We start from the raw sequence: 20,091 nt of genomic DNA on the forward strand, positions 1-20,091 counted from the left end.
GCTGCCCCGATCAGTTCGGCACGTTCCGCTCGAGATCCTCGAGCCATGCCGCTGCACTCGAATCCGAGGGCGCGCGCCAATCGCCACGCGGCGACAATGAACCGCCGGCCGAGACCTTCGGCCCGTTCGGCATGGCCGAGCGCTTGAACTGGCTGAAGGCGAAGAAGCGGCGCAGGAACACCTCGAGCCAGCGGCGGATCTCCGGCAGATCATAGGCCCGGCGCCGATCGCTCGGGAAGGCCGGTGGCCATTCGCCCTTGGCAACGTCCTTCCATGCCTGAAGCGCCATGAAGGCGATCTTGGACGGCCGCATGCCGAAGCGCAGCGTATAGAACAGGTTGAAGTCCTGCAGTTCGTAAGGCCCGACGGACGCTTCCGTGCTCTGCGGCTTCTGGCCGGCCTCGACGGGCACGAGTTCCGGCGAGATCTCGGCCACAAGGATCGAGCCAAGCGTCCGGTTGACGTCGTCGCTGAACTGCTTGGAGGAGATCACCCAGCGGATCAGATGCTGGATCAGCGTCTTCGGCACGCCGGCGTTGACGTTGTAATGCGCCATCTGGTCGCCGACACCATAGGTGCACCAGCCGAGCGCGAGCTCGGAGAGATCGCCGGTTCCGATCACGATGCCGCCGTGATGGTTGGCGAGCCGAAACAAATAATCCGTGCGCAGGCCGGCCTGCACGTTCTCGAAGGTGACGTCGTAGACCTTCTCGCCCTTGCCGAAGGGATGGCCGATATCCTTCAGCATCTGCGTCGCCGTGGTGCGGATGTCGAGCTCCTGCCAGCTCGTCTGCAACGCCTTCATCAGCGCGAGCGCGTTGGTCTTGCTCTCGCTGCCGGTGGCAAAGCCCGGCATGGTGTAGGCCAGGATGTTCTCGCGCGGCAGGCCGAGCAGGTCGACCGCCTTGGCGGCGACGATCAGGGCGTGGGTGGAATCGAGGCCGCCCGACACGCCGATCACCACGCGCTTGGTACTGGTGGCGCGCATGCGCTGCACCAGCCCGGCGACCTGGATGTTGTAGGCCTCGTAGCAGTCCTGCTCGAGCAGGCTCTCATCGCTCGGCACGAATGGAAAGCGCTCGACCTTGCGCAGGAAGCCGATATCGGCGGCCGGCGGCTTCAGGGCAAATGTCACCTTGCGGAAAAACGCCTCGCGCTGCCGCCGGTTGTCGTCGAACGTTCCCATCAGCGCGCGCTCCTGCCGGAGCAGGTCGAGGTCGACGTCAGCCAGCGTGATCTGGCCGCCCTGGCGGAACCGCTCACCCTCGGCCAGCAGCACGCCGTTCTCGTAGATCGAGGTCTGACCGTCCCAAGCGAGATCGGTGGTGGATTCTCCGGCCCCGGCCGCGGAATAAACGTAAGCCGCGAGGCAGCGCGCCGAGGTCGATTGGCACAGCAACGCGCGCGAGCGCGCCCGGCCGATCGTGATCGGGCTGCCCGAGAGGTTGATCAGCACGCTCGCGCCCGCAAGCGCGAGCTCCGAGGCCGGCGTCACCGGGATCCACATGTCCTCGCAGATCTCGACGCCAATGGTGAGGCCCGGAACGTCCTCGGCCGCGAACAGGAGATCAACGCCGAACGGCGCATGCAGGCCGCCAAAGGCGATGGTCTCACCGGCGATGCCGGCGCCGGAGGCGAAATGCCGTCCCTCGTAGAACTCGCGATAGGTCGGCAAGTAAGATTTCGGCACGACGCCGAGGACGTTGCCGCGATGAATGACGACGGCGCAGTTGTAGATGCGATTGCCAAAGCGCAGCGGCGCCCCGACGATCAGGACCGTCATTAGCCCCGCGGAGGCCGCAACGACGCTTGCGAGCCCGCGCTCGACCGCATCAAGCAGCGGATCCTGCTTCACCAGGTCCTCGATCGCATAACCGGACAGGCACAGCTCGGGAAACACCGCGACCGCGACCGACTGCTCATGGCAGGCATTGGCCGCCGCCAGCACGGCCTTCACGTTGGCGCTGGGATCGGCGACGTGGGAGGTGGTCACGCAGGCTGCCACGCGCGCAAATCCGTGGGCGTAAATCGAGTGGAACGTCATCGAGCGCAGTACCCTCAAATCTCTCGCCGGCGGCCAAAGCCGTCAGCTCCGGTCATATTTAGCCCATCGATCTGGCCCCGTGCAGGCCATCCGCCGTCATGCATAACGGATTTGCGCCCCATCCGGTCCAGTGCCGGCGAGGTCAGGCGCTGCGGGCCAGCACGCCGGGCAGATCGCCGCGCAGCCACCCGGCGATTCGGGGCCAGGCATGCGCATGGGTGCGCGCGCCCATGAACAGGCCGAGGTGGTTGCTGGGCTCGGATGCCGCTGCAACGAAGGCAGGTGGCGTACCGACGAGCCCCGCGGTGGCCAGCGCTTGCGTCGCTGGCACTACATCGTCGTCGAGGCCGGCGAGCAGGAAGATCGGCGCCTTGACGTCCTTCAGATCGATCGGGCGCCCGAGCGCGACGAAACGGCCCTCGGCGATGCGGTTCTCCCGGAAGATCGCGTTGACGATCTCGAGATAATAAGTGCCCGGCAGGTTGAGCGTCTCGGTGTTCCAGCGGTCGAACCGCGCCAGCAGCTCGGAGCCCTGCTCGTCCGAGAGATCCCGCTGCAATGCCGTCCTGATATCGTCGTTGTCAGGGGTTTTGGACCAGAAGCGCAGCATCTCCTCGCCGCTGACATTGCCGCCGCCGCGCGCGACGAGCTGGTCATAGACCAGCTCGGGCGCGTTGCGGGCGAGCCGGGCCAGCGAGGACTCGATCGACAGGTCCACGGGAGCACCGACCAGAACCAGCCGCCGCACCTTGCCTGGAAAGCGCGCGGCATAGAGCAGCGACAGCCACCCGCCCTGGCACAGCCCGACGAGATCGACCGGCGCGCCGATCTCGTCGATGGCGACGTTGAGATCGCCGAGATAGCTGTCGATCGAGAGATAGCGCATGTCCGGCGTCGCTGACCGCCAGTCGGTGAGATAGATCCGGTCGATGCCGCCGTTCTGCAGCGACTGCACCACGCTGTGGCCTGGGGCGAAATCGGCGATCAGGGCCCGGTGCAGCGCATAGGGCGCGCAGACCAGCGCCGGCTGGCCGGACCGGGTCTGCGAGCAATCGCGCAAGTCCATCGTCGGGAGCTCCAACGCAACGCGGCTCGGCGTCGTCCATGGCAGGCTGCTGTCATCCTGTTGCTCGGGTGCCCGCTCCAGCCACCAGAAGCAGGCATCCATGGCGAGCTGCGCTGCCGCAAACGGCCAGAGCCGTGGATCATCATGAGCCTGGGCTGAACTGCGTGGCGGTTTGGAGGTCTTGTCCACCATGGCTACCTCGACATCCTCACAGAAACGCCTCGAGGCTCACGACGGCAATGCCGAGGTCCCGAAAACTCCGATGGGTCGCCGCGACCGAGCCGTCGAGATCGATGCCGCGACAGGCATCCTCGATGACGGCCACCTCCAACCCTGCCTTGCGCGCATCTTCCGCCGAGAAGCGGACGCAGAAGTCCAGCGCCAGACCTGCGACAAAGACGGTCTTCAGCTCGCGTTCGCGCAAATAACCAAGCAATCCGGTCGGTGTCCGATGGTCGTTCTCGAACAACGCCGAATAGGAATCGATGCCGCGGCGAAAGCCCTTGCGCACCACGAGGCTTGCCCGTGTCACGTGGAGATCGCGATGAAATTCCGCGCCGGCCGTGCCTTGCACGCAATGCGTCGGCCACAGCACCTGCCGGCCATAGTCGAGCTCGATGGTCTCGAACGGCTGCTTGCCGGCATGGTTCGGCGCGAACGAGACGTGGTCGCTCGGATGCCAGTCCTGGGTCAGCACCAGATTGGCGAATTTTTGGGCGATCCTGTTGATGGCGGGCACGACCTTCTCGCCACCGGGAACGGCGAGCGCCCCGCCGGTGCAGAAGTCGTTCTGCACGTCGATCACCAGCAACACGTCGCGGTCGGAAATCTTCATCGCCGTCCCATTTCGATCTGCCGGGCGCGACGGCGCCGGGCGACCACCTCAGTGTCGGCCTTCCCGCGCGGCTTCGCAACCACTGGCACGCGCGGCAGCTGCGCGAATTGGTCACCGTGGCCGCCACGATGCAACGGTTTGACCTCGTCCGTGTTGACTAGGCGCACCCAAGGGCAGATTCTCGCACCGCCCGCGCCAGGCGGATCGGGTCGAAGCAGCGGAGGACAGGGCTGCCAGGGCCTGAAGGTCGTGGCGGCGATGAGGCCATGAATATCGGCAAGACCGGAAAAATTCTTCTCGCCGATATCGGCGGCACCAATGCGCGCTTCGCGCTGAGCCCGAGCGGTCAGACCGGACCGATCGACTATGTCAAGGTCGCCGACTTCCCGACCGTGCGCGAAGCCATCGCGGACGTTTTGGCGCGCCGGTCCAACGGCGAGCAGCCCCATCGCGCGGTGCTGGCCGTGGCGGGTCCCGTCACCAACAATCGCTGCGTCATGACCAACAGTCCCTGGGTCATCGACGGCAACGAGCTGCAGTCCGCGCTCGGCTTCGACAGCGTCCATGTGCTGAACGATTTCGAGGTGGTGGCCTGGTCCCTGCCTGCCTTGGAGCCTTCAGACCTGGTCCCACTCGGCGGCGGCGACGGCCTGGCCGGCGAGCCGTTGCTGGTCGTGGGGCCTGGAACCGGATTTGGTGTGTCCTGCCTGGTCGACCGCCATGGTTCGCGCCTGGCCGTCGTTACCGAGGCTGGACATGCGACCCTGCCGGCGGAGAACGAGCGCGAGGAGCGCGTGATCGCCTGCTTGCGGCAGCGCCTCGGCCATGTCTCGATCGAGCGCGGTGCCCTCTCGGGCTCGGGGCTGCAAAACCTGTATGAAGCGTTGGCTGAGATCGACGGCGTCCAGGTGCCGCATCGCGATGCCGCCGGGATCACCAAGGCGGCCCTGGAGAACAGCTGTCCGGTCAGCCGCGCGACGCTCGAAATGTTTTGCGCCATCCTCGGCTCGGTCGCCGGCAATCTCGCGGTGACCTTCGGCGCCCGCGGCGGCGTCTATGTCGCCGGCGGAATCGTGCCGCGCTTCCGCGAGTTCCTCGCCGCCTCCGCTTTCCGGGCGCGCTTCGAAGCCAAGGGACGGTTCCAGGATTATCTGCGCAACATCCCGACCAGGCTCGTGATCAAACCCGATGCGAGCTTCCTCGGCCTGACGATGTTTGCCGAGCACAATTCCGGCTGAGTAGCGGTCTCAGGCGGCGAGTTCCCGTCATGCACAGCTGATTTGCGGCGCACCTGCGGTTCCACGCAGGTTCTGCTTGCCTGTGTGTTCCCGATGAGAAACAATCTACCCGTGTGTGGCGTAGTTGCGGGGGCGTGACATGCGTAAGCAGGATTCGGGTTTCGACTATCACCGCTATCACCGCCTGTTGCGCGAAGCGGACAGCGAAGACAAGCGGCTGGCGCTCATCGAGCTCCTGATCGAGGAAAAGGCCCGCGACCAGCTGGCCGCCCAGCGCGCTTCGGATCGCGCGGCCATGACGGCTCATACCATTGCAAGGGTGCTGAGGAACGGCCGCAACCCTGCCGGTTGAGTCCTTCCCGCCAGGCGGCAAAAGCGCGATCGGTCAGCTCGGGATAGTGGCCGACGGCTCCGGAAACATCGAGTCGATCATCGCCTTGAGCTGATCCATCGCGATCGGCTTGCGCAGGATCGGCCTGCGCCGGAGCAAGGACGGCAGCAGTTCCGGACCGTAGCCTGTGGCGAACAGAAACGGTTTTCCACGACGTTCGATCAAATCGGCGACGGGGTCGACATAGACGCCCATCAGATTGATGTCGAGGATGGCCAGATCGTACTGCGCGGTCATGGCAAAGGCGCTGGCGTCGCGCACATTGTCTGCCTCCGCAACGACGTGGTGGCCGAGTTCCTCCACCATGTCGGCGATCATCATCCGGATCAACGCCTCGTCTTCGACCAGGAAAACGGAGAGTCCGTCCGCCATATCAACCCCGCAATCAGCCGTGCGAAGCTAAGCATAACCGAATTGCGCTGTAGATACACGAATTCGTGGCGGGCGCCGTTAATTCACACGCGCCCGAACCGATTCAACTTGATCAATCCAGTCCGCGCTCGTGGCTGAGCCGCACCATCGCCTGGATGAACACCTGCTTCTGCTTGTCGTCGAGGCTCGAAAAGAGCGGCTCGGCGGCATCGGCGACGTTGCGCTGATCGCCGGCGCGATCGATCAGGAACTGGGCCTCGTTGCGCATCTGCTCGATGATGTCGTCGGGCGGATCGCGCTTGGCGCGCGCAATCCTCAGGTTGAGCCGCTCTGCGCCATTATGCCCGAGGTAGTGCATCGCGCTCGAGAATCCGTACCAGTGCTTCTCCTGATCCGGCGTGAGATTCAGCTCGCTCTTGATCCGTTCGATGTAGGAATCGCTGTTCGCGACGATCTGCTCGGCAGTCAGCTGCGGCGCACCGGGCTGGGTCAGAACCGTGACTTCCTTGTTGTCTTTACCCTTGTTGTCCTGCGGCGCGTTCTTCGCCTCCTTGGTCGCCTTGGCGCTCTTGCCCTTGGCGCTTTTGCCATCCTTGTCTTTGGCCCCGCCCTGCTGCTTGGAATCCTTAGCCGCGTCCTTGCCGGCCTCCTTGGGCGGCGGCGCCTGATTGCCGGTGTTGGTGTTGCCGACACCGAGCACGCCGGTGAAAACGCCAACCACGCCACCGATGGCGCCACCGAGCACACCACCGACCGGACCGGCCGCCTTGTTGCCGGCTGCGGCGCCTTCCTGAACGCCCTTGACCAGACCTTGAGCATTCGCCACCGCGCCGGCCCCGAGCAACAGCGCGAGCATAGACCCCAGCGCCAGGCATCGCCGCAGATGAAGCCGCGCTGGTGCCGCCGGTTTGATCATTCTCGTCTCCATCATCGATCTGGCCTGTCAGCGAGGATCAGCCGCCAGGCGCAACTCTATCGTTTCCGCCACTTCGAGGTCCAGACGCGGCCGATTGCTGTCCACGCCCGAAAGGTCTTTCACGCGAAGCGGTTATCGAGCCTCTTGCGAAACTGAGGCGCAATTGCGCACGGCAGCGTTCGAGGCCGTTTGGCGCGAAGTGTGCGTCGCAAAAAAACACCGTGCGCTGCGCCTGCGGCCCTATCGCCTTGCCAGACGTTGCGACCTTTCCGGGCACAACATGAGTTTTGGACGCGGAGCCGTTCGGCTTTCTCGACAGACGCGATCAATCATGATCTGATCGCGCTACCAATTTGCTGCGACCGGCGTGAATTGCCCACGCGGGCCGACGGCACCAACAAGAAAATCGACAACAAGAACTCAAGAAAGAAGTCTCAGAGGAAACTCCAACAACAACACCCAAGCGAGGAAACGAGATGTCACGCAAGACACTGACGCGACGTCAATTTGTGGCTGCCACTGCAATGTCCTCCGCGGCGCTGATCTCGGCGCCCTATGTCCGGGGCGCTTACGCCGCCGGCAAGCTCTCGATCGGCTTCTGGGACCATTGGGTGCCGGGCGCCAACAAGGCCTCGACCGAGCTCGTCAACGAATGGGCGGCGAAGGAGAAGGTCGAGATTTCCATCGACTACATCACAAGCCAGGGCAAGAAGATCGAGCTCACCATCGCGGCCGAGGCGGCGGCGAAGTCAGGTCACGATGTCCTGGCGATGCCGACATGGTGGCCGCACGCCCATGCCGAACTGCTCGAGCCGGTCAATGACATCATGGAGCCGATCATCAAGCAGAACGGCGACGTGAACGGCACCGTCAAATATCTGGGACGGGCCGGCAACAAATGGCTTGCGGTGCCCGCAACAATCGGAAGCCAGATCAAGGGGCCCTGCTCCCGCATCGATCTCCTGAAGAAGTTCGCCAATATCGATATCCAGGAAATATATCCGGCGGGCAGCCAGCCCAAGGCCGACAACTGGAACATGGAGACATTCCTGAAGGCGGCCGAGGCCTGCCAAAAAGGCGGCGTGCCCTTCGGCATCGGCCTGGGCGAGACCACCGACAGCACCGACACTGCCGGCGCCATCTTCCAGTCGTTCGGCGCTGAGCTGGTCAATGCCAAGGGCGATCTCACGGTGAAGACGGACGCGGTTCGCCAGGCGCTCGAATTCTACAAGAAGCTTATCGCGGTCCTGCCGCCCGACGTCGCCGCCTGGGATGACGCCTCCAACAATAAGTGGCTGATCTCCGGCAAAGGCGCGCTGATCATGAATCCTCCGAGCGCGTGGGCGGTCGCCAAGCGCGACGCGCCGCAGGTCGCCGAGCAGTGCTGGACCCACGGCATGCCGTCCGGTCCGAAAGGCCGTTATGCGCCCTACCTGCCTTATTTCTGGGGGACCTGGAGCTTCTCCAAGAACAAGGAAGCGGCGAAGAGCCTGCTCACGCATCTGTCGCAGCCGTCATCGATCGAGAAGTTCGTGGCCGCGAGCGGCGGTTACGACCTGCCGGCCTACGCGAACATGACGACGCTGAAGACCTGGCAGGAGGAAGGGCCGCCGAAGGGCACCCTTTATCACTACCCCAATCCCCACAATCACCAGACGCTGTCGATTGCGGCCTCTCCGGCTCCGCCCAAGATCGCCCAGCAGATCTATGCGCAGGCCACGCTGACCAAGATGTGCCTCCGCTACGCGCAGGGCGAGAAGATGGAGGCGACGCTCGCTTGGGCGGAAGGTGAGTGCGAAGGCTTCATGCGAAGCTGAGACAGAGACCGGCGGCTCACGCTGGACGTGAGCCGCCCGGTCTGGCTGCCGCCACAAGCTTCAATTTCTGAAGCCGGGTCCGCCGGCTTCCGTGCGAACGATCCTGCGAGGAAGATGCATCATGGCTGATGCCGTAGTTCGGCAACCCGGCGTCGCCCGGCCTGCGAGCGCCCACAAACGTGCAAGCCTGCACAACGCCCTCAGGCGGAAATCGACCGTGGCGTTCCTGATGACGCTGCCGCTGATCCTGCTGATCACGCTGCTCGTGGTCTATCCGGCCTTCTATTCGCTGCATCTGGCAACGCTGAACAAGTCGATGCAGAAGTTTGTAGGCTTCGGCAATTTCGAGTTCCTGTTCAGGCGCGACACATTCTGGCTGGTGGTCAAGCAATCCTGCATCTTCGCCATCACGGCCGTGGTCTTCAAGGCCCTGATCGGATTCGTCGTCGCGCATTTCGTTCACAACATTCCGGCCAAGGGCCAGCGCAAATGGCGCGGCATGCTGCTCGTGCCCTGGGTGATCCCGCCCGCAATGAGCACGCTTGCCTGGCTCTGGCTGTTCGACCCGTCCTATAGCGCCTTCAATTACACACTTGCATTTTTCGGTATCGGGCCCATCCCGTGGACCGGCGACGCCGCCTGGGCGCGTTTCGCCGTGATCCTGGTCAACGTCTGGTATGGCGCGCCCTTCTTCATGATCATGTATCTGGCCGCCCTAAAATCGGTGCCCGATCAGCTCTACGAGGCCGCCGCCATCGACGGCGCCAATTGGTGGCAACGCATCTGGTATGTGACGCTGCCGATGATGCGCAACATCATCGCGATCACCACGCTGTTCTCCCTCATCGTCACCTTCGCCAATTTCGACATCGTGCGCATCCTGACCGCGGGAGGCCCGCTGGATCACACCCATATCTTTGCGACATGGGCGTTCCGGGTCGGCATCGAGGGCAGCGACATTCCGCTCGGCGCCAGCGTCTCGCTGTTCATGGTGCCGATCCTGGCGGTCGCCGCAATCTTCATCCTTCGCGACGTCAACAAACGCGGGAACGAAGCCTGATGAGCACCATGACAATCGACAAGGCCGGACCGCGCCGCAACGTCAAATACGGCAGCATGAGCCGCGACCGCGCCTGGGCGCTGCGCTGGTCCTACTTCTTCCTGGTGCTGTTTGCGATCTTCTCGCTGACGCCGCCACTCTACATGCTGATCACCTCGCTGAAGAGCAGCGCCGAGATTTCGGCGGCGACCAACCCTTGGTGGGTGTTCCATCCGACGCTGGACAACTATGCAGAGCTGCTGACGTCCAACCAGTTCCTGCGCTTCTTCTGGAATTCGGCGTGGGTCTCGATCATCGTGGTAACCCTCACCATGCTGATCAGCGTGCCGGCCGCGTTCGCGCTGGCGCGCATGAAGTTCTGGGGCTCGGCGACACTCGCCACCGGCGTGTTCCTCACCTACCTCGTCCCCGACAGCCTGCTGTTCATTCCGCTATTCAAGATGTTCGCGCTGATCGGCGACTGGACGGGAGTCCAGCTGATCAACAGATGGTACGTGCTGCTCTTCATCTATCCGACGCTGACGGTTCCGTTCTGCACCTGGATCATGATCGGCTATTTCGCCTCGATCCCGAAGGAGCTCGACGAGGCCGCCATCATCGATGGAGCGTCCTGGTTCCAGACACTGACGCGGATCTTCATTCCGGTCGCGCTGCCCGGGCTGATCGCCGCGACCATCTTCGCCTTCACCGTATCCTGGGCGCAATTCCTCTATCCACTCGTGTTCACGACCTCAACGGACCAGCTCGTTCTGCCGGTCGGCATCATCACCACGCTGATCAAGGGCGACGTCTTCAATTGGGGACAGATCATGACCGGCGCGCTGCTCGGAGCCGCGCCGCCGCTCATCATCTACGCGTTCCTGATGGACTACTACATTGCCGGCCTTACCGCCGGTGCGACAAAGGGTTGAAAGCGAGGGGTTGAACTGAAATGGCCGACGTTTCCTTGCGGAAGGTAGTCAAGCGTTACGACGATGTCGAAGCCGTGCGCGGCATCGACCTCGACATCGCCGACCATGAGTTCATTGTGCTGGTCGGCCCCTCCGGCTGCGGCAAGTCGACCACCCTGCGCATGATCGCAGGCCTCGAGGACATCAGCGACGGCGACATCATGATCGGCGGCGATATCGTCAACGACGTGCCGCCGAAGGACCGCGACATCGCCATGGTGTTCCAGAACTACGCGCTCTACCCGCACATGACGGTCGCGGAGAACATGTCGTTCGGGCTGCGGCTGAAGCACTATCCCAAGGCCGAGATCAAGGCGCGGGTGACGGAAGCCGCCCGCCTCCTCGACATCACCGATCTGATCGACCGCAAGCCGAAGCAGCTCTCCGGCGGCCAGCGCCAGCGCGTCGCCATGGGCCGCGCCATCGTGCGCAATCCCAAGGTCTTCCTGTTCGACGAGCCGCTGTCCAATCTCGACGCGAAGCTCCGCGTGCAGATGCGGATCGAGATCAAGAAGGTGCACCAGAAGGTGCGCACCACGACGGTCTACGTCACCCACGACCAGGTCGAGGCGATGACGCTGGCCGATCGCGTCGTTGTCATGAACAAGGGCAAGATCGAGCAGATCGGCACGCCGAACGAGCTCTACCACAAGCCGGCGACGCGCTTCGTTGCCGGCTTCATCGGCTCACCCGCGATGAACTTCATCCCGTGCCGGCTCGAGGATGTCGGCGGCACGCTTCAGCTGCGCCTCACCGACCGCCTCGCCTTCGCGCTGCCGCCGGCCCGCGCCGCGCGCTACAACGCGCTGCCACGCACCGACAAGCTGCTGCTCGGCCTCCGTCCCGAGCATCTCACCGAGTGGCATGCGCATCTGGCGCCCGGCGTCGAGACTTTCGACACCGTGCTCGACGTCACCGAACCGATGGGGATGGAGACGCTGGTCTATTTCGGACTCGAGGGCACGCCGGTCTGCGGCCGCGTCGATCCCAATGCCGGCGCCAAGGACGGGGCACCCATGCGCCTGGCGATGGACCTCAACAACATGCACCTGCTAAATGAGGAGACCGGCGTCGTGTTGTGACGCCGCGATCCAAGAAAGCGAGCAGGTAGGGGAGCGATGGCGACCAACCAGAAGAAGATTTTCGTTACGCAAACTTTGTCGCAAGGGGCTCGCGCCCTCCTCACCCAGCGGGACGATATCGAGCTCGTCGAGTTTCCGAACCTGATCTCGGCGAAGGATTTCGAGGCCTTGTTGAAGAGCCATGCCCCCGTCCACGGCGTGGCCCTCGGCGCCACCGCTTTCGGCGAGACCGAGCTCGAGGCCGCGCGCGACATGAAGGTGGTAACCCGCATCGGCGTCGGCTACGACGCCGTCGACGTGCCCGCCCTCTCCCGCCGCAAGGTGCCGCTGATGGTTGCCGGCAGCGCCAATTCGCCCTCGGTTGCGGAGGCGGCGCTGTTCATGATGCTGACGCTGGCCAAGCGCGCGCAGGAGCTGCATTCATGCGTCAAGGAGGGCACCTGGGCCGACCGGCTCGGCATGCTGCCGTTCGACCTCTACGGCAAGACCGTGCTGATCATCGGCTTCGGCCGCATCGGCAGCCGCACCGCCAAGCGCTGCCTGGCGTTCGAGATGAAGGTGCAGGTCTACGATCCCTACAAGGATGCCGCCGACATCAGGGCGGCCGGATGCGAGCCGGTCACCGACCTCGATGCCGCGCTGCCTCACGCCGACTTCGTCACCATCCACTGCCCGAAGACGCCGGAGACCGTCGGCCTGTTCGATGCCGACAGGATCGGCCGCATGAAGGATAGATCCTACCTCATCAACACCGCGCGCGGCGGCATCGTGAAGGAAGCAGCGCTCTATGACGCACTGACGTCCGGAAAGCTCGCCGGCGCCGGCATCGACGTGTTCGAGGTGGAGCCGCCGCCGGTCAGCAACGCGCTGTTCGCGCTGCCCAACGTCATCATGGCCCCGCATGTCGCCGGCGTCACGGTCGAGGCGGTGAGCCGCATGAGCGAGCAGACCGCGCGCAATATTTTGAGCGTGCTGGACGGCGATCCCATCAGGCAGAACGTCATCAACCAGGACGTGCTGGGCTGAGATTATGGAAGGTCAGCGGCTCACCCCGCCGCCTTCGGAACGCCAGAAAGCGTCCCATTTTGGTGCAGATCGGGCCCCAACTCAGCCTTAATCAAACGCGCGTAATGGGCTTGAAACGCGGCGGCGGTGGGACAGACTGGCCGGCGCGACGAGCTGGAGGATGGCCCCTTGTCAGAGATCGACCCGACCGACCACGCGCTGGCGACCATCGCCAGCATCCTGGAGCACCCCGAGCCCGTTCTCGTCATTCGCCAGACCGAGACCGAAATCGTGGTCGCCGGAGAGCGTGAGCACATCGCGTCGGACGAGCCGCCGATCGTGGATGAGCATCCGGTGATCGACGAGCATCCCGTGGTCGAGGAGCAGCCGCTGGCGCCGGAGCACACCGATGCCGACGGCTACAGCAAGGTTGGTCCGGGACCCATGGTCGCGATCCGTCTGAAATGGACGGTTCATCGCGGCGATGACGGCCAGTACTATGTCCACGAGACCATCGGCGAGCAATCCGCCCCCGTGGTCAGTGGTCCCATGACGAGCGAGGCCGCGGTGCGCTTCGTCGACACCCAACAAGATGAGGCGAACAGGCGCTTCGAGCTGCTGCGCAGCGAAATCGCCGGCCGCAGCTCGCTCGCCGACTACGAGCGCAAGGGCGAAGCGTAAGACCTCACTTCCTGCCGAGATAATCCTTCTTCACCAGCTCGACGCCGGCGTGGCGGAGCAGGTCGTAGGCGGTGGTGACATGAAAGAAGAATTGCGGGACGCTGAACGTCAGCAGCAGCGTCCGGCCGGTGAAGGGCAGCTCGGTGCCGTTCTTCAATTTGAAGAAGACACTCCGTTCCGCCGCCGCATCGATCTCCGCGCGCGGCAGGCTCTCGATGAACTCGATCGACGTCGCTATGCGCGCCTGCAGCCCGGCCATGTCATGCTCCAGCGCCGGCAGCGTCACCGGCTCGCACTGCGCCAGCAGGGCCGGCGCGACCGTGGCATGGCGGCAGGCCTCGCCGACCTGCTGGGCGAGGTCATACATGTTCGGCGCAAGGCGCATGCCGAGCAGAATCGCCGGATCAAACTTCCGGGCCTCGGCATACGCGACGCCCTTGTCGAGCAGCGCCGACAGGTTACGCAAATAGGGCACGAACAGGCCGACCGAGGCCTCGTAGATCGAGATCGTCACTTCAAGGATTCCCTTCGATTTCTGCCTTCCGAGTTGTCCGCTTTTCGGTCGACCAGTGGCTGCACATTGCCATGGAAGACGGCGCCTGCAAGGGATCTACCCGGCATGGTTCGATAAGGCCGTGTCCTTCCGTCGCTTTGCCTCGCCAAACTTTGGACCGGCTCCGGGCCTATTGAACCCGGAACCGCCGGCAGACGACTCACAGCAACGACAGTGATCTAGATCACTTTTTGCAAGCGAGCCGGCGCGTAAGCGTCGGTGCGGGGACCACCTGTTCAGGAGACGGAAATGAGGAAGCTGTTGGCCACGGCCGCATTCCTTTTGGCGAGCACTGCCGCGCAGGCGCAGTACACGTTTGAATATGGCGGGCGCACCATCCGCATCGATCCGGACCGCGGCACGGTGCAGATCCCCGGCGTCTACGACAACACAGGCCAGAATAAGCCCAGGAAGGCCAAGAAGAACGAGACGGCCCCGCAGCAGGCCACGGTCGACCCGCAGGCGCCGGCTGCTCCGGCCCCCGCTCCTGCTGCGCCGCCCGCAGCCGTGCAAGCGCCCGCGGCCGTACAAGCGCCCGCGGCCGCCGTCGCGCCGCCTCCTGCGCCGCCGGCTCCGCCGACGGCCGCGACCGCGGCCAATACGCCGGCCCAAACGGCCGTTGCGCCGCCGCCTGCACCACCTCCGGCCCCTGCGCCGGTCGAGCAGCAAGCCGCGCCCGCCGTGGCCCCGCCGCCCGCCCCGGCCGTGGCTGCGGCTCCGCCGGCCCCGCCTCCGCCACCTGCGCCTGCTCCCGCTCGCGTTCAGGCGGCCGCAGTGCCGCCTGCACCTGCAACTGCGCCGACGCGCGACCTCAATTCGCCGATCGGCGTCTGGCTCACCGAGGAGAAGGAAGGCAAGGTCCGCATCGAGCAATGCGGCACCAACCTCTGCGGCTATTCGGTCGACAGCAAGTCGAACCAGAACGGCGAGCAGGTGCTGATCAACATGAAGGCGGGCAAGGACCAGAAATGGTCGGGCCGCATCCTCGATCCCAACTCGGGCTCGACCTACGATTCGACGATCGCCATGAAGGGCACCGACCGGCTGCGCGTGCAGGGCTGCGCCTTCGGCGGCATGTTCTGCGGCGGCCAGACCTGGACGCGGGTGAACTGAGATCCGCCTGATCGTTCTTACGCAGACAAGGGGCCCGCGATGCGGGTCCCTTTGCTTTTGCGCCCTGCCGTGCCGGCGTGCGCAGGCTCACACAGCCTCCTGCGCACGTGACAGCCCTCACATTGCCGGTTCCGCGCACGTGTCACGGTCCCCCGCATGGTCAACCACAGGGGCGTGTCATGAACGTGCTTCGCAAGGCTCTATTCGCCACCGCCGTCGTCATCGCTGTCCCGCTCGCGCAGGCCGACGCTGCGACAAGCACGTTCGATGGCGCGTGGAACGTCCGCATTGCTTCATCAAGCCAGGCCTGCGGCAACGGCGCGACTGTCTCCATCGGCATCAATAATGGCCAGATCGCCTCGAGCAGCGCCGCAGTGACGGCGTCGGGACGCGTCGCCGAGGCCGGCAACATCAAGGTCACCCTGAGCACCGGCATCAAGCGTGCCATTGGCTTCGGCCGGCTCAGCGGCGCGTCCGGCTCCGGCACCTGGCGCGGCGCCATGTGCACGGGCACTTGGACCGCGGAGAAGATTTAGGTGCCGTGTCCCGGACAAGCGGCAGCGCGAAGCGTTGCCGCGCAGAGCCGGGACCCAGTGCTCTCAGTGGGTCGAAGATCTGGGTCCCGGATCGGCGACGCATCGCCTTGGGCGATGCGTCTTGTCCGGGACACGAGAGTCAGCCCACCGCCGCGCCATACTCCGCGTCGGTGACCGGCTCCAGCCAGGTCGAGTAGACGCCGTCGAGCGCTTCCTGCATGGCGATGTGGCACATGCCGTTGGTCGGCGATGCGCCGTGCCAGTGCACTTCACCCGGCGGAATCCAGACGGTGTCGCCGGGACGGATTTCCTGGACCGGGCCGCCCTTGGTCTGAACGCGGCCGACGCCCGAGATCACGTAAAGCGTCTGCCCGAGCGGATGGTGGTGCCAGTTGGTGCGCGCGCCCGGCTCGAATGCGACGCGCGAGACGTTCAGCCGTGCAGGCGCCGGCGCCATGTTGATGGGGTCCTGCCACACGGTGCCGGTGAAGTGTTCCTTCGGCGCGCGGCGGGTCGGCCGCGTGCCGGCGAGCGTGATGTCCATGAGGGTCCTCGTTCCTTTGTCCGTTACTTCTTGCTGGCGGCGTAGCGCGCCTTGGTTTCGGCGTTCATGGGATAGAGGCCCGGCAGCACCGCGCCGTTGTTCACCTCGTTGACGATCCAGGCTTCCATCCGCTCCTGCTCGACGCCCTCATTGAGGACATGATCGAGCATCGCCTGCGGGATCAGCACGCAGCCGTCCTGGTCGGCGACCACGATGTCGTTCGGGAAGACGGCAACGCCGCCGCAGCCGATCGGTTCGCCCCAGCCGACGAAAGTGAGGCCTGCAACCGACGGCGGCGCGGCATAGCCGTCGCACCAAACCGGCAAATTGGTGCCAAGCACGCCCTCGACGTCACGCACCACGCCGTCGGTGACAAGCGCGGTGACGCCGCGCTTGACCATGCGCGCGCAAAGGATGTCGCCGAAGATGCCGGCATCGGTGATGCCCATGGCATCGACCACGGCGATGCAGCCCTCCGGCATCGCCTCGATCGCGGTGCGGGTCGAGATCGGCGACGACCAGGATTCCGGCGTCGCCAGATCCTCGCGCGCCGGCACGAAGCGCAGCGTGAAGGCCGGTCCCACCAGCCGCGGCAGGCCCGGCCGCAACGGACGCGCGCCGCGCATCCACACATTGCGCAGCCCCTTCTTCAGCAGGACCGTGGTGATGGTGGCGGTGGTGATGCCGGCGAGGGTCTTGCGGGCTTCGGGGGACAGCGACATGGACGAGAACGAGCTCCAAGGTGCGGGACAGAACGCGCGCATCTTGCGAGCCGCGAGCTTTGCGTCAAGGGCCAAGAGTAGCAATTACGCAGGGCCGCAGCGCCGTTATGCGATGCGATAACAAGGCTTTATCGCTTCCCCTTGCATTAATTTATTGGACTTGCGGGCACATTTACGCGAAGCAGGGACAAGCGGAACTCAAGGTCGAGCCCGCATCCCCGAGAAGCCCGATTACGACAGCGCTCTGACAGCTCAATGGCCGCGACGCTTCCCCCGCCCCGCCTTCTGCCCAGCGGCGACAGTGCCGTCACGGTCGAGTTCAGCCGCACCATCGACGACGATGCCAACCAGCGCGTGTTGGCGCTCGACAAGGCGCTCGCTGCGACACCCATCGACGGCATCACCGAGACGGTGCCGACCTATCGCTCGCTGCTGGTCCATTACGATCCCGGCAAGATCGGCTTTGAGGCGCTGGGCGAAAAGATCCTCCCGATCGCCACCCGGCCGCTGCCGCCGGTCACCAAAGCGCGCCGCTGGCGCGTTCCCGTCGCCTATGGCGGCGAGCACGGCATCGACCTCGAGGACGTCGCCAAGACGTTGGGCACCACGCCGGATGACATCGTCATCAGGCATTCTGGCGGCGATTATAAAGTCGCCATGATCGGCTTCACGCCGGGCTGGTCCTATCTCAGCGGTCTCGACAAATTCCTGCACATGTCGCGGCGGCAATCGCCACGGCTGCTGACGCCATCAGGCACGATCTCGATCGGCGGCGTCCAGGCCGGCATCCAGTGCCTGGCCGCCCCGAGCGGCTGGCACCTGCTCGGCCGCACCCCGGTGCGAACCTATCAGCTCCACCGCAATCCGACCTTCCTCACCGAGCCCGGTGACCGCGTCACGTTCTACCCGATCGACCACAAGACATTCGAGGACATGGACCGCGCTGCGGAAGCCGGCGAGATCGTCGCCGAGCAGGTGGACGCATGAGCCGGCTCGTCGTTGCCAGCATCGGCCCTGCCAGCTCGGTCCAGGACGGCGGCCGCCACGGCGCGCAGCGCTACGGCTTGACCGTGAGCGGAGCGATGGACCGGCTGTCGCTTGCGGCGGCGAACACGCTGGTCGGCAACGAGCCGTTCGCGGCCGCCATCGAGATCGGCCCGTTCGGTGCCTCCTTCACCGCCCGCGACGGCGCCGTGCGCGTGGCGATATCGGGCGCGCCGCGCAATGCGGACATCGCCGGCAGCCCGGTCGCGATGGACACCTCGGTGACGCTCAAGGATGGCGAGACGCTGACGCTCGGCTTTGCCCGCGGCGGCGCCTTCACCTATCTCGCGATCGAAGGCGCCATCAAGGGCGAGAAGGTCTTCGGCAGCCTCGCGGTGAACGCCCGCGCCGGCCTCGGCAGCCCCTATCCGCGCCCGCTCCAGGCCGGCGACGAGTTCACGGTCGATGCCGCCAGCGGCGCACCGGAGCTGCGCATCGAGCTGCCGAAGCCGGCGAGCGGCCCGATCCGCGTGCTGCTGGGTCCTCAGGACGACGAGTTCGACGACGCCAACAAGGCGCTGTTCTTGGACAGCGAATGGAAGATCTCGGCGACCTCCGACCGCATGGGCTACCGCCTCGAGGGCCCCGCGATCAAGCATCTGCACGGCCACAACATCGTCTCCGACGGCACGGTCAACGGCAGCATCCAGGTGCCCGGCAACGGCGCGCCGATCGCGCTGATGATGGATCGCGGCACCTCCGGCGGCTATCCGAAGATCGCAACCGTGATCACGGCCGACATCGGCCGCCTCGCCCAGACCTCGGCAGGAACCGCGTTCCGCTTCAAGGCGGTCAGCATGGCCGAAGCGCAGGACGAGGCGCGCAAGTTCGCGCATGCGATCCGCAGCCTGCCCGATCGCCTGCGCTCCTCCGACATCGTCGCCCTCAACATCGAGGCGCTCAGCGATGCTAACGTGGCGGGCTATGCGGTCAGCGCGGTCGATGCCGGGACGTGGCAGGTCACGGCGGAGCCGTAAGCGACAACAAGACCAGAGGCGGAGAGCAACCCATGAAGACAGTCGATCTGAATTGCGACCTCGGCGAAGGTTTTGGCGCGTGGGAGATGGGCAATGACGCCGCGATGATCGAGCTGGCAAGCTCGGTCAACGTCGCCTGCGGCTTCCATGCCGGCGACCCCGACATCATGCGCCGGACGGTGGAGCTTGCGAAGGCGCGCGGCGTCTCGGTCGGCGCGCATCCCGGCTATCGCGACCTGCACGGCTTCGGCCGGCATCCGATCGCAGGGCTCAAGGCCGCCGAGATCGAGAACCTCGTCGCCTATCAGATCGGCGCGTTGCAGGCGATCGCGACTGCGGCCGGCTACAAGGTCACCCATGTGAAGGCGCACGGCGCGCTCTCCAACGTCGCCTGCGAGGACGACATGACGGCGAAGGCGATCGCCGCCGGCATCAAGGCGGTGGATCCCAGCCTGATCTTCGTCGTGCTCGCCAATTCGAAGCTGGTGAAGGCCGGCGAAGACGCCAACCTGCCGATGGTGCACGAGGTGTTCGCCGACCGCGCCTATGAGGATGACGGCAACCTCGTCTCGCGCAAGAAGTCCGGCGCGGTGCTGCACGACGCCAAGGCGATCGCCGATCGCGTGGTACGCATGGTGCAGGACGGCGCGGTGGTGTCGGTCACGGGCAAGGTCATCAAGATGCGCACGGATACGGTCTGCATCCACGGCGATACGCCGGGCGCGGTCGAGATCGCGCGCGGCGTGCGGCAGGCGTTGAAAGCTGCGGGGATCGATGTGGCGCCGTTCAAGCGCGGGGCGTGAGCAGGGTTCGGTGTCGTAGGGTGGATTAGCGAAGCGTAAGCCACCTCTTCTGCTTCAGCCATACAAGTGGTGGGTTACGCCTTCGGCTAACCCACCCTACGCGGACACATCAAAACGGATGCACCGAGAGGGTCCCGAACACGATCGCCGCGATCACCGCAAACGCGCTGTACATCGCAACGTGGTGCATGCTCGCCCCGGTCCGGCGCGAGAGCGAGCGCGCGTAGAAGTGCAGCCTGGCTTCCGCCGATAGTCCGCGCATGGTCGATCTCCAACGCCCCATTTGCGGGAGTATGAAGGATCAACCAGGGCGGGAGGCAAGACGGTGGCGGAAATAGCGAT

22 protein-coding genes are annotated in these 20,091 nt (G+C 65.1%); 13 read left to right on the forward strand and 9 right to left on the reverse strand.

Annotation, left to right across the window (positions count from 1 at the left end; all coding sequences use genetic code 11):
* Positions 1–10: 10 nt before the first annotated feature.
* From N2605_RS17180 to pncA, 3 genes are all read right to left on the reverse strand, one after another.
* Positions 11–2,044 (reverse strand): NAD(+) synthase, encoded by a 2,034-nt coding sequence (locus N2605_RS17180; protein ID WP_225145727.1) that lies wholly within the window; start codon positions 2,042–2,044, stop codon positions 11–13.
* Between the two features lie 142 nt (positions 2,045–2,186).
* Entirely contained in the window at positions 2,187–3,302 is a 1,116-nt protein-coding gene (locus tag N2605_RS17185; protein WP_225187025.1) for an alpha/beta fold hydrolase, read from the reverse strand.
* A gap of 16 nt (positions 3,303–3,318) precedes the next feature.
* Positions 3,319–3,945, reverse strand: a complete 627-nt coding sequence (pncA, locus tag N2605_RS17190; RefSeq protein ID WP_036028076.1) for a bifunctional nicotinamidase/pyrazinamidase — start codon at positions 3,943–3,945, stop codon at positions 3,319–3,321.
* 266 nt (positions 3,946–4,211) lie between these two features.
* Between pncA and glk the strand changes: the two genes are divergently transcribed.
* On the forward strand, positions 4,212–5,183 hold the full coding sequence (gene glk / locus N2605_RS17195; RefSeq protein WP_036012393.1) for a glucokinase: 972 nt from the start codon (positions 4,212–4,214) through the stop codon (positions 5,181–5,183).
* A 139-nt stretch (positions 5,184–5,322) separates the two neighbouring features.
* Positions 5,323–5,535 (forward strand): hypothetical protein, encoded by a 213-nt coding sequence (locus N2605_RS17200; RefSeq protein ID WP_036039656.1) that lies wholly within the window; start codon positions 5,323–5,325, stop codon positions 5,533–5,535.
* Positions 5,536–5,568: 33 nt separating this feature from the next.
* Here the strand turns inward: N2605_RS17200 and N2605_RS17205 are convergent, their stop codons facing one another.
* Positions 5,569–5,946, reverse strand: coding sequence for a response regulator (locus N2605_RS17205; protein ID WP_036012398.1), 378 nt, complete (start codon positions 5,944–5,946; stop codon positions 5,569–5,571).
* Between the two features lie 112 nt (positions 5,947–6,058).
* Positions 6,059–6,862 carry a Spy/CpxP family protein refolding chaperone gene (locus N2605_RS17210; protein WP_109143715.1) on the reverse strand — a complete coding sequence of 268 codons (804 nt, stop codon included), beginning with the start codon at positions 6,860–6,862 and terminating at the stop codon, positions 6,059–6,061.
* 476 nt (positions 6,863–7,338) lie between these two features.
* On the opposite strand from N2605_RS17210, the gene N2605_RS17215 reads away from it, so the two are divergent.
* The 6 genes from N2605_RS17215 to N2605_RS17240 all read left to right on the forward strand — a co-directional run bounded on the left by N2605_RS17215 (position 7,339) and on the right by N2605_RS17240 (position 13,457).
* Positions 7,339–8,679: an ABC transporter substrate-binding protein gene (locus N2605_RS17215; RefSeq protein ID WP_036012401.1), complete on the forward strand. Its 1,341-nt coding sequence runs from the start codon at positions 7,339–7,341 to the stop codon at positions 8,677–8,679.
* A 121-nt stretch (positions 8,680–8,800) separates the two neighbouring features.
* Positions 8,801–9,739 (forward strand): carbohydrate ABC transporter permease, encoded by a 939-nt coding sequence (locus tag N2605_RS17220; protein WP_057029220.1) that lies wholly within the window; start codon positions 8,801–8,803, stop codon positions 9,737–9,739.
* The gene (locus N2605_RS17225) at positions 9,739–10,650 is read left to right on the forward strand and encodes a carbohydrate ABC transporter permease (protein WP_036012407.1); all 912 of its coding nucleotides are present in this window, start codon (positions 9,739–9,741) and stop codon (positions 10,648–10,650) included. Before N2605_RS17220 ends, N2605_RS17225 begins: the two co-directional genes overlap by 1 nt.
* Positions 10,651–10,670: 20 nt before the next feature.
* Positions 10,671–11,771 carry an ABC transporter ATP-binding protein gene (locus tag N2605_RS17230; protein WP_036012409.1) on the forward strand — a complete coding sequence of 367 codons (1,101 nt, stop codon included), beginning with the start codon at positions 10,671–10,673 and terminating at the stop codon, positions 11,769–11,771.
* Between the two features lie 36 nt (positions 11,772–11,807).
* Positions 11,808–12,797, forward strand: coding sequence for a hydroxyacid dehydrogenase (locus N2605_RS17235; protein WP_260347302.1), 990 nt, complete (start codon positions 11,808–11,810; stop codon positions 12,795–12,797).
* Positions 12,798–12,965: 168 nt separating this feature from the next.
* Complete coding sequence (locus N2605_RS17240) at positions 12,966–13,457, forward strand: hypothetical protein (protein ID WP_036012421.1); 492 nt, start codon at positions 12,966–12,968, stop codon at positions 13,455–13,457.
* Positions 13,458–13,461: 4 nt separating this feature from the next.
* Here N2605_RS17240 and N2605_RS17245 read toward each other — a convergent pair whose 3' ends face one another.
* A complete protein-coding gene (locus N2605_RS17245) occupies positions 13,462–13,959 on the reverse strand; it encodes a DUF1993 domain-containing protein (RefSeq protein WP_036012425.1) in 498 nt (165 codons plus the stop codon).
* 300 nt (positions 13,960–14,259) lie between these two features.
* On the opposite strand from N2605_RS17245, the gene N2605_RS17250 reads away from it, so the two are divergent.
* Together N2605_RS17250 and N2605_RS17255 are read left to right on the forward strand one after the other, a co-directional pair.
* Entirely contained in the window at positions 14,260–15,123 is an 864-nt protein-coding gene (locus N2605_RS17250) for a DUF2147 domain-containing protein (RefSeq protein ID WP_260347303.1), read from the forward strand.
* Between the two features lie 179 nt (positions 15,124–15,302).
* The gene (locus tag N2605_RS17255; RefSeq protein ID WP_036012434.1) at positions 15,303–15,659 is read left to right on the forward strand and encodes a hypothetical protein; all 357 of its coding nucleotides are present in this window, start codon (positions 15,303–15,305) and stop codon (positions 15,657–15,659) included.
* A 139-nt stretch (positions 15,660–15,798) separates the two neighbouring features.
* Here N2605_RS17255 and N2605_RS17260 read toward each other — a convergent pair whose 3' ends face one another.
* Positions 15,799–16,203, reverse strand: coding sequence for a (R)-mandelonitrile lyase (locus N2605_RS17260; RefSeq protein WP_036012436.1), 405 nt, complete (start codon positions 16,201–16,203; stop codon positions 15,799–15,801).
* Positions 16,204–16,226: 23 nt separating this feature from the next.
* Entirely contained in the window at positions 16,227–16,925 is a 699-nt protein-coding gene (locus N2605_RS17265; RefSeq protein WP_036012452.1) for a ribonuclease activity regulator RraA, read from the reverse strand.
* 255 nt (positions 16,926–17,180) lie between these two features.
* Between N2605_RS17265 and N2605_RS17270 the strand changes: the two genes are divergently transcribed.
* The 3 genes from N2605_RS17270 to N2605_RS17280 are packed head-to-tail and all read left to right on the forward strand — an operon-like array spanning position 17,181 to position 19,749.
* Positions 17,181–17,912, forward strand: coding sequence for a 5-oxoprolinase subunit B family protein (locus N2605_RS17270; protein WP_036012438.1), 732 nt, complete (start codon positions 17,181–17,183; stop codon positions 17,910–17,912).
* Entirely contained in the window at positions 17,909–18,946 is a 1,038-nt protein-coding gene (locus N2605_RS17275; RefSeq protein ID WP_036012441.1) for a 5-oxoprolinase subunit C family protein, read from the forward strand. Before N2605_RS17270 ends, N2605_RS17275 begins: the two co-directional genes overlap by 4 nt.
* A 32-nt stretch (positions 18,947–18,978) precedes the next feature.
* Complete coding sequence (locus N2605_RS17280) at positions 18,979–19,749, forward strand: LamB/YcsF family protein (RefSeq protein ID WP_260347304.1); 771 nt, start codon at positions 18,979–18,981, stop codon at positions 19,747–19,749.
* A 109-nt stretch (positions 19,750–19,858) separates the two neighbouring features.
* Here N2605_RS17280 and N2605_RS17285 read toward each other — a convergent pair whose 3' ends face one another.
* Entirely contained in the window at positions 19,859–20,011 is a 153-nt protein-coding gene (locus tag N2605_RS17285) for a hypothetical protein (RefSeq protein WP_036012446.1), read from the reverse strand.
* Between the last annotated feature and the right edge of the window lie 80 nt (positions 20,012–20,091).

It is taken from the genome of Bradyrhizobium yuanmingense (genome assembly GCF_025200905.1).
Classification (GTDB): domain Bacteria; phylum Pseudomonadota; class Alphaproteobacteria; order Rhizobiales; family Xanthobacteraceae; genus Bradyrhizobium; species Bradyrhizobium yuanmingense.